The sequence below is a fragment of the Photobacterium sp. CCB-ST2H9 genome (genome assembly GCF_023151555.2).
Lineage (GTDB): Bacteria > Pseudomonadota > Gammaproteobacteria > Enterobacterales > Vibrionaceae > Photobacterium.
Window position 1 is genome coordinate 1361831 of the sequence record NZ_CP100426.1, and the last position, 13403, is coordinate 1375233.

General features: G+C 46.9%; 14 protein-coding genes. 7 read left to right on the forward strand and 7 right to left on the reverse strand.

Going from position 1 to position 13403, the window contains the following annotated elements; all coding sequences use genetic code 11:
- Nucleotides 1-78 precede the first annotated feature (78 nt).
- From L4174_RS22895 to L4174_RS22905, 3 genes are read left to right on the forward strand one after another with little or no spacing between them, the layout of a single operon-like run.
- Nucleotides 79-1941 carry a sigma-54-dependent Fis family transcriptional regulator gene (locus L4174_RS22895; protein ID WP_248142948.1) on the forward strand — a complete coding sequence of 621 codons (1863 nt, stop codon included), beginning with the start codon at nucleotides 79-81 and terminating at the stop codon, nucleotides 1939-1941.
- Nucleotides 1942-1990: 49 nt separating this feature from the next.
- Nucleotides 1991-2356, forward strand: a complete 366-nt coding sequence (locus L4174_RS22900) for a MerR family transcriptional regulator (RefSeq protein WP_248142947.1) — start codon at nucleotides 1991-1993, stop codon at nucleotides 2354-2356.
- Between the two features lie 60 nt (nucleotides 2357-2416).
- Nucleotides 2417-2992, forward strand: a complete 576-nt coding sequence (locus tag L4174_RS22905; protein ID WP_248142946.1) for an NAD(P)H-dependent oxidoreductase — start codon at nucleotides 2417-2419, stop codon at nucleotides 2990-2992.
- A gap of 74 nt (nucleotides 2993-3066) precedes the next feature.
- Here the strand turns inward: L4174_RS22905 and L4174_RS22910 are convergent, their stop codons facing one another.
- Entirely contained in the window at nucleotides 3067-3978 is a 912-nt protein-coding gene (locus tag L4174_RS22910) for a LysR family transcriptional regulator (RefSeq protein WP_248142945.1), read from the reverse strand.
- Between the two features lie 131 nt (nucleotides 3979-4109).
- On the opposite strand from L4174_RS22910, the gene L4174_RS22915 reads away from it, so the two are divergent.
- From L4174_RS22915 to L4174_RS22930, 4 genes are all read left to right on the forward strand, one after another.
- Nucleotides 4110-4751, forward strand: coding sequence for an NAD(P)-dependent oxidoreductase (locus L4174_RS22915; RefSeq protein ID WP_248142944.1), 642 nt, complete (start codon nucleotides 4110-4112; stop codon nucleotides 4749-4751).
- Between the two features lie 155 nt (nucleotides 4752-4906).
- Entirely contained in the window at nucleotides 4907-5629 is a 723-nt protein-coding gene (locus tag L4174_RS22920) for an SIMPL domain-containing protein (RefSeq protein WP_248142943.1), read from the forward strand.
- A 39-nt stretch (nucleotides 5630-5668) separates the two neighbouring features.
- Nucleotides 5669-6406 carry an SDR family NAD(P)-dependent oxidoreductase gene (locus L4174_RS22925; protein ID WP_248142942.1) on the forward strand — a complete coding sequence of 246 codons (738 nt, stop codon included), beginning with the start codon at nucleotides 5669-5671 and terminating at the stop codon, nucleotides 6404-6406.
- Between the two features lie 108 nt (nucleotides 6407-6514).
- Nucleotides 6515-6901, forward strand: coding sequence for a hypothetical protein (locus tag L4174_RS22930; RefSeq protein ID WP_248142941.1), 387 nt, complete (start codon nucleotides 6515-6517; stop codon nucleotides 6899-6901).
- A 125-nt stretch (nucleotides 6902-7026) separates the two neighbouring features.
- On the opposite strand, the gene L4174_RS22935 is transcribed toward L4174_RS22930, so the two are convergent.
- The 6 genes from L4174_RS22935 to L4174_RS22960 form a co-directional block, all read right to left on the reverse strand.
- Nucleotides 7027-7422 carry a lipocalin-like domain-containing protein gene (locus tag L4174_RS22935; protein WP_248142940.1) on the reverse strand — a complete coding sequence of 132 codons (396 nt, stop codon included), beginning with the start codon at nucleotides 7420-7422 and terminating at the stop codon, nucleotides 7027-7029.
- A gap of 206 nt (nucleotides 7423-7628) precedes the next feature.
- The gene (locus L4174_RS22940) at nucleotides 7629-8186 is read right to left on the reverse strand and encodes a GNAT family N-acetyltransferase (protein WP_248142939.1); all 558 of its coding nucleotides are present in this window, start codon (nucleotides 8184-8186) and stop codon (nucleotides 7629-7631) included.
- Between the two features lie 114 nt (nucleotides 8187-8300).
- Nucleotides 8301-9164 carry a PhzF family phenazine biosynthesis protein gene (locus tag L4174_RS22945; RefSeq protein WP_248142938.1) on the reverse strand — a complete coding sequence of 288 codons (864 nt, stop codon included), beginning with the start codon at nucleotides 9162-9164 and terminating at the stop codon, nucleotides 8301-8303.
- A gap of 1348 nt (nucleotides 9165-10512) precedes the next feature.
- Nucleotides 10513-10956 (reverse strand): hypothetical protein, encoded by a 444-nt coding sequence (locus L4174_RS22950; protein WP_248142937.1) that lies wholly within the window; start codon nucleotides 10954-10956, stop codon nucleotides 10513-10515.
- Nucleotides 10957-11552: 596 nt separating this feature from the next.
- A complete protein-coding gene (locus tag L4174_RS22955; protein ID WP_248142936.1) occupies nucleotides 11553-11888 on the reverse strand; it encodes a hypothetical protein in 336 nt (111 codons plus the stop codon).
- Nucleotides 11889-12455: 567 nt separating this feature from the next.
- The gene (locus tag L4174_RS22960) at nucleotides 12456-13349 is read right to left on the reverse strand and encodes a LysR family transcriptional regulator (protein WP_248142935.1); all 894 of its coding nucleotides are present in this window, start codon (nucleotides 13347-13349) and stop codon (nucleotides 12456-12458) included.
- Between the last annotated feature and the right edge of the window lie 54 nt (nucleotides 13350-13403).

Sequence of the window (13403 nt, forward strand, 5' to 3'; positions counted from 1 at the left end):
GATTGTGAACGGTCTGTGAACAGTGTTGAGCGTTCAGTCAGCAGGAGACAGGGATGAAAGCCAGTGACGGGTTGCGACATGACGAAAGAAAAGCAGCGCAATGAACATCTGGTGGCCGAATCCTGGCAACGCTGCCGGGGTTACGGGCTCACCAGTCAGGATCAGCCTGCGGTTGTCCTGCCGGATGAATCGCAGTGGCAGCAGAAACTGGCGCAGGCCGATGTCATGTTGTCAGTCACGCGGGATAAAGTTCTGCCGGGCTATCACAGCATGCTGGCGAACGCGAACAGTCTGGTCTTGCTGACCGATCAGGACGGTTTCCTGCTGGCGCGTTGGGGGCATCCGTCTTTTATACAGCACATGCCGGGTGCGCTGCTTGAACCGGGGAGCTGGTGGCAGGAGCGTGCAATCGGTACTACAGCTATTGGGCTTGCGCTGCACACCCGGGAGATTATGGATATCCGCCGCGATGAACATTTTCTGGTGCAGAATCGTCTGATGAGCGGTTCAGCTGCGCCCGTATTCGACCCGCACCGCCAACTGGTGGGCATACTCAGTATCGCCAGCGATGCCTACCTGCCGACCACGCAGATCCACGGCATGGTCAAAGTGATGTCACAGGCGATTGAAAATCATCTGATGGGGGCTGCGTATGGGCAGCATTTCTGGCAGTGCGTTCTGAATACCAGCCCGGATAACCTCGACAGCCAGTGGGCCGGACTGCTGGTGTTTGATCATCAGGGGCAAATTGTGGCTGCCAACCGCCGTGCAGATTTGCTGCTGGGGCAGCCAATGGCCGGGATCACCATGGACATGCTGGCGGGCCTGCCGTTATCTGAGATGAAAACGACTGATCCGACCCGCGTGCTGCCCCTGAACGGCCTGGTGTCGATTCCTTTATTTGCCCGGATCAAATCACCTGCACAGCCTTGCGCCGAATCTGCTGCCGATCCCGATGCAGTATTAAAAGGTAAGACGGGACAGCAGCCAGGTGAGCGCATACTGACCGAACTGGATACCGGGGACAAGCAAATGGCGAAAGCCGTGAGCCTGGCGCAGAAAGTCGCCGACAGCGATATTCCTTTACTGATTCTGGGAGAAACCGGGGTGGGGAAAGAGGTGTTTGTCCGCGCCCTGCATGCATCGTCTTCGCGAGCGGCTGCCGACATGGTGGCCGTGAACTGTGCGGCGATTCCATCCGAGCTGGTGGAGTCAGAACTGTTTGGTTATGTGAAAGGCGCATTTACCGGCGCAAATCAGAAAGGCAACCCCGGCCTGATCCGCCGTGCCGATCGCGGGACCCTTTTTCTGGACGAGATTGGCGATATGCCGCTGTCGACTCAGGCAAGGCTGTTGCGGGTGCTTCAGGAAAAGCGCGTGACCCCGCTGGGAAGTAGTGAAAGTTATCCGGTCGATTTCCGGCTGGTCTGTGCCACGCATCAGTCGCTGCGCGATGCCATCAAACTGAGGGAATTCAGGGACGATCTTTATTACCGTATTAATGGCCTGACGGTGACGCTGCCGGCACTGCGGGAGCGTCAGGATATGGCGTCCGTCGTGCAAAGTGTGCTGGCTGAGCTGACCTCCGGCGGTGCGCCGGTTTCTGTCAGTGATGAGGTGATGCAGCTGTTCGCGTCCCACCTGTGGCCGGGCAATATCCGCCAGCTTCATAATGTGCTGCGTGTGGCCATCGCGCTCGCCGGTGACAAAACGATCGAAACGTCGCACTTACCTGATGACTTCTTCTGGGATCTGAAAGGCATTGTCCGCGAACAGGACGACATTGAACCCGAATTGCTGGAAGAAGACTGGCAGACGGCTTTGCCGAAAGTTTACCGGGCACTGGGACGAAATGTCAGCAAAACCGCGGAGGCCATGGGTGTGAGCCGTAATACCGTGTACAAGCGCCTGAAACAGCTGGGGTTGTGGCATGACGGGTGAGGAATGTGTGACAATCAGGCCGATGATGAACCAGAACGGGTGAAGCACAGTGTACATCGGCGAAGTATCAAAACAGACCGGGTTGTCGGTCAAAGCGATTCGGCTCTATGAAGACATGGGATTGATTCGGACCCCGCCAAGACTGGGTCGCTACCGGGTGTATACACAAGCTGATGTCGAGGTATTGCAGCTGATCTCAGAAGCAAAGCAACTGGGCGTGACGCTGAATCGCCTGAAAGGCGTGATTCACTATCATCAGGGCGAAATCGACTGGGGACGAATTCACTGTTTTTTACAGGATGTCAGGGAGCGCTTACTTGCGGAACAGGCGTTACTGGCCCGGAAGATTCAGCAGGTGGAGCAATGCATCCAATCGATTGATACCTGTCCTCGAACGTCTCCGCAGAACGCTTGACTCTGCCCTATAGGGCAGACGGTAGACTCATGATTGAATCTTGAAGAATGAGAGGAAATCATGTCGAAAAACATCCTGTTACTGAACGCCAATCCAAAAGCGGAGAGTCTGTCCCGTTTGCTTGCCGACCAATATCAGATTGAAGCCCGGGAACACTTTGACGTCCGGCGTTTTGATTTGCCGGAGATGGATTTCCAGCCCAGCCTGGAAAGCGGCTACGATGCCATTCAGCCGCTTGAACCCTGCCTGCAAGACTTCCAGGAGCAACTGAAACGGGCTGATCATATCGTGATTATCTCACCGATCTGGTGGGGCGGACTGCCCGCAAAATTCAAAGGACTGATCGACCGGACCATTCTGCCGGGATCTGCATTTCGGTTTGAGGCCGATCACCCGGCGCCGGTTCAGTTGCTACGGGGGAAAACGGCACGGATCATTCTGACGATGGATGCACCGCCGGAGATGCTCCGGGAGCAGGCCCAGCCGGTCCTTACACAGCTCGATCGCTTTACGCTGCAGTTTTGCGGCGTGACTCCTGCCGAAACCACGCTGTTCGGCTCGGTGATTTTCTCCACTGAAGCCGAGCGCGCAGGTTGGGTCAGCACAGTGAAAACTCTGGGTGCCGGGGGAATTTAAAGGTTTATCTAATTACGGTTCATCTATTCACGGTTCATTTTAGTCGTCAGGCTGGCAGTCATCTGCCAGCCTGTTTATGACTTGCTGTCTGCCTCAGTCGTCCGTTCAGTGAGCCATTGCCGGTAAAAATCAACAAAAGCTCTGACTTTGGCCGGAATAAAAGCGCCGGGCGGAAACACCGCGTAGATGCCGCCACGGGGCAATTGCCAGTCAGAAAACAGCGGCACCAGATCTGGCTCATCTTCGCCTAAATGCATGGCGATGACGGATAATCCGGCGTTGCTTTTGATCAGGCTTCGCATGGCACTGGTGTTGTCGACCCGGAAACTGCTCTGCATCTGAACCTGAACTCGTTCACCGGCTTTTTCAAAGGTCCAGGTCAGTGCGCTCGGCAGCGGAGAAAACTCAATCCACTGGTGATGTTTCAGCTCGCTGGGATGCTTCGGAGTGCCCATTTCATGTAAATAACCAGCCGAGGCCATGACACGCTGTTCGAACTCCCCCAGTTTCTGGGCACGCAGGCTGGAGTCTTTCAGCCAGCCCATCCGGATCGCCAGATCAATTCCTTCCCGCACCATATCCGATACTTTATCGCCGCTTCGAAGCTCAACCGTGAGTCCCGGATGGCGTTTGCCGAATGCAGCAGCCGCAGGGGCGAGCATCAGCGCCATGTGATCAACCGGCGCAGTAATCCGCAGTGTGCCGGATAAGGCCTGTGCGCTGGTACCCGCTTCACTGAGTGTCTCGCCCAGCTTTGCCAGCAGTGGCTGACAGGCCAGATAAAGCTGATGACCGGCATCGGTCAGGGTGACTTGCCGGGTCGTGCGGTTGAATAGCACTGCACCCAGATGATTTTCCAGCGCTTTGATATTCAGACTGATTTTGGTTTTAGTGCACCCCAGCTTATCGGCTGCTGCTGTGAAGGAACCAGCTTCCACGGTGGCAATGAAGAGTGGCAGAGTATTCAGATCGAGTTCGTTGTTCATGGCTTCACTGTTATGGATTTAATAACAGTGAATTATCGAATGGACTATTTTTCAAATCAATAATTGATCGCACAATGTGTTCATCAGCTAGACACAGTATCTATGAATAAGAAATAAATGAGGACAACACGATGAATATTGCGATTATTGGTGCCAGCGGTTTTATTGGTTCAGCACTGCGTGAAGAAGCGCTGAGCCGAGGTCATCAGGTGACGGCTCTGGTGAGTCGTCCGGAGCGACTGGCAACGCAGCCTGGTCTGACCGTCATGAAAGCCGACGTGCAGGATACTGATGCACTGACAGCACAACTGAAAGGGTTTGATGCCGTGCTGAGTGCATTCTCAGGCCATGCGCAGGCCGATGTGGGCGGTTACTTTGCAAAAGGTTTCGACAGCATTCTGGCAGCAGCGGCTTCAGCGGATGTGAAGCGTCTGATGGTCGTCGGCGGTGCAGGTTCTCTGGAAGTCGCACCGGGCGTGCTGCTGATTGATACGCCTGCGTTTCCGGATGAATATAAAGCGACTGCGGAAGGGGCACGATATGCACTGAACCAGCTGCGTGCTCAGCAGAACGTCAACTGGACGATGCTATCTCCGGCAGCCATGATTGCCCTGGGCGAGCGGAGCGGTCAGTACCAGCTGGGTACCGATCAGTTGCTGACGGATGCCAGCGGCAACAGCCAGATCTCTGTTGAAGATTACGCGAAAGCGATGATTGATGAGCTGGAATCTCCGGCGCATCTGAACCGCCGCTTTACTCTGGCTTACGCCTGATTCTGAAACTCACTGCCTTTGAGTTTAAAAACGCAGCTTCGGCTGCGTTTTTTGTCATTTCTCCTTCGTGATCAATCATTTCTGCCTATATTTCATTTACGTTTGGTGAAAAGCCATTGAATTCAACCAATGATTCATTCAGTCATGGAGGGGGTATGGCGCAACAACAGGACAGAATCGGGTTCGCTTTGCTGGCGGGCGGCATATTACTGGGACTGGTTTTTCTGGGTATTTTGCTCGGTCAGGCTGCGATGAATTACAAGCAGCTTGAGCGCAGTGTGACCGTCAAAGGGCTTTCGGAGCGGGAATATCCGGCAGATATTGTCATCTGGCCGATTCAGTTCAATGTCGCCAGTAACGATTTGGGTGAGCTGTACCAGATGCTGGATGGCCAGGCATCGCAAATTCGCGCTTACCTGCGCAGCAACGGGATTGGTGCCAGCGAAATTTCGGTGTCCACTCCGGCGATTACCGATAAATCAGCCCAGCAGTATGGCAATGACGCTCAGGTTGCTTACCGATATACCGCTCTTCAGACGGTGACGGTGTATTCCAGCGATATTGAGACTGTGCGCGCAGTCATGAGCTCATTATCTGAACTGGGCAAGCAGGGCATCGTCTTTACCGGAGATGCGTACCAGACCCAGACGGAATATCTGTTTACCCGGTTGAATGATATCAAACCGGACATGATTGAAGAGGCGACCCGCAATGCCCGAGAAGTGGCACAGAAGTTTGCTTCTGATTCTGACAGTACATTGGGGAAAATCCGCAAAGCGTCTCAGGGGCAGTTCTCCATTTCCGCCCGGGATAAAAATAATCCGCATATTAAGAAAGTCAGAGTGGTTTCAACCGTTGAATATTATCTGTCTGACTAATGAAATATTTGAAAAATGGAAGTTAAACATGGAGGTTATGTGAAAATTGCATTCGTTACCGGAGGCAGTCAGGGGATTGGACTGGAAACAGTCCGGCGTTTGGTTGCTGACGATTATCAGGTGATTACCTGTTCCAGACGGGAAAATATCTGGCAGCAGCAGGTTGAACGCTATCCCGAGCTGGCTGTCGTGGATTATCATCAGGTGGATATCAGTGATGAAATACAACTGAATCGCTTGTTTTGTGTGATCAGAGAGCGATACGGTAATCTCGATGTTGCCGTGAATAATGCGTCCCCAGCTTTGGCATCCGGCGGACAGTTTGCAGAGGTGGAGCCGTCAGCACTGCGGGATACACTCCAGCAGGATTTCTGGGCGCAGGCATATTGTCTGCAGCACGAACTTCGGTTGATGGGTGAAGGTGGTGCGATTGTCAATCTCAGCTCGGTCAACGGATTTCGTCCGACGCCTAATGCTGCAATGTACAGCGCTGCGAAGCATGCCATCGAAGGGTTGACGCGTTCCGTTGCGCTGGAAGTGATTGGGCAGGGCATTCGCATCAACGCCGTCGCGCCCGGCGTCACCTGGACACCACGCTGGGAAGCCCGTGAAGCCGAAGCTCCCGGTACTCGGGAAGAAGTGTCGGCGGTGGTTCCGGCCAAACGCTATGCAAAATCCAGTGAAATTGTGGATGCCATTACTTTTCTGTTGTCAGAGCAAGCCAGCTATATCGTCGGCCATACACTGGTGGTGGATGGCGGGTTGAGTTTGAATTAACGACTGTGCTCATGCGGTAATATTCATTATCATTGAACCGAACTCTAAACATGATGCTTTCAGCTCCGAAAGCATCATGTTGTTGTGTATTTTTGAATGAGAAAGAAAATGAAAAAAGCAATATGTCTGAGTTTTTTGCTTGCCGGATCTGCACTGATTCAAGGATGCGCTGCTGAACAGAAGATCGGACAAGAACAAAAAAAAGAACGAACCGGTGTTGTGGTCAGTTCGGATGATTTTTCAATGACCGCTGCCATCAATCAGAACGGTGAATTTTTTGAGACGCAAACCGAAAACCACCTGACACGAAGTATTTCAGGTCGGCTGCAAGCGTCTGAGGGGCAGAGCCTGGTTCATATTCGCTATGAAAGCAGCAATGAACAAGGTACTTCTCAACGGGAAATCAATTCGACTGTGCTGTTACAAAACGATGAGTCGGTGGTGATTGGCGGTGATGACGACAAGATGATTTACCTGCAAATCACAGGAAATTAGTTGTTTCCGTGTTTCAGAATTGGACAGATATTCTGTCCAATTCTGAGCGGGATCGATACAAAATCTGAGATTGAGGCAAGTGAATCGAAAGGAGGCGATGCTGGGGGGAATATTATTATTTTTATTTATTTATTTACTTTCGACCAAACCAGGGTGACACGCTCTTTTAATCCTTTGCCAGATAACCATAACCGACCATCCTCTAACAGCTTTATCTCACGTTCCATGCGTTCCCCGATTACAGATTGAACGCTTGACTGAAGTCCTGTATGAAAGACTCGATTATTGGCTAAATCTAACTCATAAGTAGCGGTATAGAAGTTTGACTCCCTCTTTCTATCTTCCTCTGTCGGGTTAGGAAGTGGTTCTCTGTTCTGCGCAACACTAACGAAACCATTGTCAGTATAAATTAGCGTACCATTTTGCTTTCCTGGCCAATGAAATAACTCTCCTGACTCTCGGTGAACGATAAATTCATCCAGGGACCACACACCAACTAGCACTTCTTTAGATATTTCCATTAACGTTTCCTAATTGTATCCGATCGTAACTTGAGAAATAAATTTATCTCTGATAATCGAAGGTGCCGCGAAAATTTCCTTGTGTTGTTAACGCCGAATTGAGGTGCGTGGAAATTTAAACACCAAACCAAAGCCATTGCTCCGTAACCACAATATCCAGCTTTGAACTGAGAATGGCTAGTCAAGAATCCCTCTTGAACGATTCGTTATATTTCTTTGTATTCACTACGAAGCAAACCAAAGCATTTAAGGTCATGAAATTGGTTCTTCCAGTAGCCACATTGCCGACGTAGTCCTTCCTCTTTGAAGCCTACTTTCTTTAGCACTAGCTCTGACCCGATATTACCCGGGACAGTATCAGCTTGAATACGATTCAACTCGCCACAAGGCAGACCCCCTCCAAATGCTTGCTTTACGATTTGATGAATAGCTTCAGTGATTATACCTCGCCCCCAAAAATGAGACCGTAAATCGTAACCGATTACAGCTGATTTCATATCTTTATTCCACGAATTGAAGCCACAAGTTCCAACCAATTCGTCTGTTTCTGCAATTCTAATTCCCCATCTTATACCTGTATTTGACTCAAATCGTTCTTGCATGAGATGAATTATCTGCTTCGCTTGAGATATATCAGAAAGTGCTTCCATATCGTAGTAAGTAATTACTAAACTGTCAGAAAATAGTTGAAAAATACCCTCTGCATCATCTTCAGTTAATTTCCTGAGTGTTAGCCTCTTTGTTTCATATTCTGGAAATTTCAACTTTTCACCTTCGAAATATTATGTGTATTCAGGGCGGAGGAATGCCCACCGCCTATTTGAAATGATTGTGCTATAAAAATTCGAACCGGAAATGCCAAGCGTGGTGAATGTTGTTCACCTGATTTTCTGCAGCCCAGCTTCATGAGCAAAACCACCAACCATCACCTTGACAATGGCCTGCTCCTTCAACTCAACTGACGCTGTAATGGTTGAAACACAGTCCATTGCTCTTCCTTGCTCGAAAGTAAAACAATTCGAATATTTACCAGAAAGGTGTTTGGTTAGATAACATGCTAATGCGCCACTCGCACTCCCCGTAGCTGACTCCTCAGGGATGCCAAACAAAGGAGCAAAATTCCGACAACTCGCGGTCATTCCACTGTCTTTCTCGTACAATTCAAAAGCATGAAGACTCACGAGATCATGTTTTTTACAAAAGTCACTGAGTAAATGTTCATTCACTTGGATTTTATCCAGATATCCATGTGGCACTGGAACAAGAAGATCAGGCAAGCCCGTTGAAATAATCTCGATAGGTAATTGCGTGGATTCTAGAACGGTTGATTCAATTCCAATTAACTCTGATATCACCTCATAATCGAACCTTCCAAGGTATTCAGGTAACTTCTGCTCCATAATTATATGGCCATTAGACTCTATCGCTACGGCAAGTAAACCTGCTTTCGTCCTTTGCACATACCGCCCTTCGGTTACAATTCCTTTCTGATACATTGTTGAAAATGCAGCTAACGTTGCGTGACCACAGAAATCAACTTCATCTGTTACGGTGAAAAAAGACAACTCAAAGTCAGCTTCCTCATCTTGAGACACAAACGCAGTTTCTGAATAGCCAACAGCTTGCGCTATTTCTAATTTTTCACCGTAAGACAATTTATCTGCGTGCAACACAACACCTGCAGGGTTTCCTCCAGTTCCATTGGCAGTAAAGGAATTCACCAAATAAGCTTCAATGTTCATCAATATTAATTTCTCCGTAAAATACTTCGCTTTGGAGCAAAAACATAGGGCAATAATTGCGAAATTGCCCTATGGTTATGTCCCAGAGAGTGTATAGTGACTGACTACAGCGGCATGTTCTATTTTTTATACACAAAGTGTCTGAATAATAAAGCTTGAGCTAGAATGAATGTGCCAAAGAATAGCCTGATACGTAAGTTTAATGCTAAACCTAATAAAACAGATATGAGAAATCCAGATAGAAAATAACGCATATAGCTTCTTTCAGAGTACCGTGACAATATGTAATGGATGGGAAGTCCGAGTAAAAACCAACCAAGCAAGGATATAACGAGATAGCTTGTCCCGTATAGTGTGATCAGCATCATGAATTCGTGGCGTTGATAACCATCAATGACCGCCAGAAGGGTGATGCATAAAAATGCCAAAGCACCGACAATTGCGATGCTCCGAAACATTGCCGAGTCCCATTTACCCAAAATCTCTCCCCAAAATAGAGCGCACATTCAGGTGTGAGCAAAGTTACCACAAAGTCTAAGGCATTGTATTTTAAGTGCCAAACCCAAGTTTGAACTGAAAATGCCAAGCGTTAGGCGTTACTAATAAAGTCTTCGTTATAGATTCAGCTTGCTGTTTAGAGCCCTCACTACAGCTCTGCGCGCATTATGCTTTTTGAAAATTGTTGGCACATGCAGCTGAAAATTGACCATGCATGATTTTTTATTTGTCTGTTATTCGAAGCAATAAAATCTCTAAGTTCTACCGTGTGATTCACGGTTTAATCCCCAAAGCATTTCACCTTTATAACAGATTGAATAAAAAGCATCTTCAGGCCAATTTAAAACGTACACTTTACGTGAAAAACAGTGTTCACAACACTATGCACTGACATCCGTTCCATGACGACATGATAAATATTTAGAATGATAACAGATCTCTGGGTCATTACCTTTTGGTAAATCTCTTAGCGTATTTACTGTACCGCCATGAAGATTGGAAAAATAGAGTGCTCCATACCACTTATGGCTGCAAGAATTTTGGAATATCCTGTACTCGAACAAGTCACTATGTTTAAAAAATTGAATATCATTTCTGATTTTAATCCGAACGACCTCTGCAAATTCAAAATTCAATGTTTACCACAAGATGGACAATGAATATCAACTTTATGTGACATCGGATTCCAATCATAAGTTCCTCATGAACGATTACGTCGAGGTAAGGGAGGAGCAAATCTTACACCTCACCTTAAACATTGCACCGTAAACAAGAAACCCAACTTTGAGACAAAAATGCCTTGCGTTGGGAATCACTATTAAATTATTTTATATATTATGCCAAGTCCGACCTACAGATTGTGACATTCTTTCGAGGCTTTTCTTTTCCATAAATAAGCTCCCAGAAAAAACACCAAGGCATTGCCAACTGATAATATTGTAATATGAGCTAAGCTATAGCTACCTGATAAAGAAAAGCATAGCCCGGCATTAATCAATGCCAATACAGCTACATTTCTATATTCATTTGTTCTAGAGGTCTTTGCACAAAAATACCCAGCATAGCAAGAGATGAAGCTCGCAAGAAAAATGCTAATTAAAAGAAAAGGTGACATCGGGTATATGTGATTAATTGCTTCAATTACTTCACTGTTTTTTAACCCACTGTTCTTTAGATAATATACATACGCAAAACCGCCTGCTATAAACACAATACTTGTGCCAATGAGATCAATCAAAAGTGCTAGGGTTATCGATTTAATCGGTCTGCCTTTTTGATTGGTTACTTTTTCCACTTTAGTTTCCATCTTCTATTACATAAATAAATTCATAAATTATGACGGCAGATAGTAACATAAAGTTTTTCAAAGGTGCAGTTAACTATCACGACACCCAAGAAAATCCACCGAAATCACTCTTAAATGTAAAAGAACAGACTACAAGTCTTACCCAAAGCTCTCGTACCATCGATTAAACCAATCCTGACGCCTCTCAAAAACCAGATTCATAGAGTCGAATCCAAGATTGCCTGTTGAATAGATACTTGCCCTGAATACCAAGTTAAATGATTTATTGCAGGGCATACCTGGTGTGTGGAAAATCGTCGTAGTTTCTCTGATTTGTCATGTTCCAGAGCTTGGTTATATCAGCATAAACAAGCCGCATCTTTCACTGGTGTCGCTCTTATCACCATAGAAAGTGGCCGATTCAAAGGTAAAAGAATCATTCAAGGTGGCATTCAAAGGTAAGGAGCGTGCTTTACATGACCATGATGTTTGCTATCCAAAGTAATCCTATATTAAGGCAACCTATGAATGCTTACTTGCAGCAGGCAAACCAAAAGTGCCACACGTTGGCTGTCGGTTTAGAGTTTTTGCTATGCGTTTCTTACCTATTTTATTGAACCAATATATACAGGAGCTGGAGCATTGCCATAAGTTCCTAAACTAGCGCACGATCCCTGTCCATCATAGTAAAATATTGCTTTCTTGTTATTGTTTTGTGTACTTTGAAGCATTCCTACCCACAAAGAACATGTAACGGTATCAATCCCCTTCCATGTTCCCTTTGTGTTACATATGTAAGTGAAATCATTTCGACCAGAGTGTAAAACGTTTACACCACCATCTCCGTAAACCAAGACTCGCTCGACTTCAACTTCACAATTAAACGCTGCAAACGCATTTGTTGATAACACCAAAGATGCCAATAAAAGTAACCTTCTCATTTAACCTCCACATTTTGAATGATGTATAACATTTTATTCGACGACATAATGTCGTATATCTTAACTCTGCACACGGCTCTATGTAACTGTTCTATCAAGATTTTCACGATTTCTACTCACTGCATCGAAAATCAGCGGCATGTGATTCGAAATCGAAAATGCGACATACGATAGTCCCGGTTCTGTTCAACTGTTTTTGTGAAATGATGACCGATATACCACCACCGATTGAACAACATTCACACAAGTGCCTTTAGCCGTTGCGTGCTGATATCCAGTGATGTCCACACAAGCACGCTACCGCCCCTGACAATCAAGTCACGTGCTGTAAATTGCCGTACATGATAGGCAGATAAGAATCACGTTTCACTAAGTGATGCGTTTGGGGTTGTATATCTGTGGGTAAGCGCAAGGTTGCATGATAAGAAGGGAAATGAGCGCGGGCAGACCTTGGAAGGATGCTTCAACCGATTGATGAAGCAAGCACTGGAAACCATTAAAATCAGCAACATAGTTTTAATGGGATGGGATTAGGGCTGTATTGGCTCTCTGGAGCCCTTCGTCTTTTCATCGTATCGAAAATTGAAAAATATAGCGTTGCAATTCATCAAGAAGGAGTTCTTTGATGAGTATCTGAGATTTTTCTTTTTTCAGTGATGATTCCAGTAAAGATAATCCGATTGTCGGTAATTTGGGTAGCTCATGATGAATCACGGCTAATGAGTTTGGGATGCCTAAGTCTGCACGGACGGTGATACCAAGACCGGCATTGACTGCTCCCCAGATTCCGGAGAGGCTGCCTCCGGAGACGGCAATTTTCCAGGGAATATTTTCTTGGTCTAATGTCTTTATTGCGGCATCACGAATAATACATGGCGCTTCTAATAAAATCAGCGGGAGAGGTTTCCCTGAACTCAAATAGGATGACAGGTCAAATGATGGACTGGCAATCCAATGCTGAGGGACTTCCGTGATGAGTCGTTCCTGATTCATTTCAAGCGGATTTTCCCAACATAAAGCAAAGTCAATTTTATTGTGAAGGCTCTCTTCTTTGAGCGTGTTGTTTCGGCCACATTGCGCATAAATCTGAATGTTTGGGAAACTTCTGGCGATCCGACCTAATAAATTAGGCAGTAGTCGCTCACTAAAGTCTTCTTGTAATCCAATACTGACAGCGCCATGAATGGTTTGCTGCTGAATCGCCTGAAGAGCTTCATCATTGATTGATAACATTTTCTTTCCGTAGCTCAACAATAACTCACCTGATTCGGTTAACCGCAAATTTCTGCCACTTTTAGACAGAAGTTTGACCCCACATTGCTGCTCCAATTTTTTCAATTGTGCGCTGACTGCTGAAGTCGATCGGCAGAGTTGATTGGCTGCAAGGGTAAAGTTGCCTAAGTCGATACCGACGACGAACGTTCTCAATGCATCTAAATCAATGGATTCAGGACGCTTCATAATATTCCTGTTTTTCGGGAAGATTGCTTCAGAATGTTTTGATTTTATAAGGCT

Excerpts from the sequence above, each read along its gene's own strand:
- L4174_RS22930 (WP_248142941.1), top strand. The coding sequence starts at position 6,515 with ATGAAAAAAGCAATATGTCTGAGTTTTTTGCTTGCCGGATCTGCACTG.
- L4174_RS22935 (WP_248142940.1), bottom strand. The coding sequence starts at position 7,422 with ATGGAAATATCTAAAGAAGTGCTAGTTGGTGTGTGGTCCCTGGATGAA.
- L4174_RS22915 (WP_248142944.1), top strand. The coding sequence starts at position 4,110 with ATGAATATTGCGATTATTGGTGCCAGCGGTTTTATTGGTTCAGCACTG.
- L4174_RS22905 (WP_248142946.1), top strand. The coding sequence starts at position 2,417 with ATGTCGAAAAACATCCTGTTACTGAACGCCAATCCAAAAGCGGAGAGT.
- L4174_RS22920 (WP_248142943.1), top strand. The coding sequence starts at position 4,907 with ATGGCGCAACAACAGGACAGAATCGGGTTCGCTTTGCTGGCGGGCGGC.
- L4174_RS22910 (WP_248142945.1), bottom strand. The coding sequence starts at position 3,978 with ATGAACAACGAACTCGATCTGAATACTCTGCCACTCTTCATTGCCACC.
- L4174_RS22955 (WP_248142936.1), bottom strand. The coding sequence starts at position 11,888 with ATGAGAAGGTTACTTTTATTGGCATCTTTGGTGTTATCAACAAATGCG.
- L4174_RS22895 (WP_248142948.1), top strand. The coding sequence starts at position 79 with ATGACGAAAGAAAAGCAGCGCAATGAACATCTGGTGGCCGAATCCTGG.
- L4174_RS22945 (WP_248142938.1), bottom strand. The coding sequence starts at position 9,164 with ATGAACATTGAAGCTTATTTGGTGAATTCCTTTACTGCCAATGGAACT.
- L4174_RS22960 (WP_248142935.1), bottom strand. The coding sequence starts at position 13,349 with ATGAAGCGTCCTGAATCCATTGATTTAGATGCATTGAGAACGTTCGTC.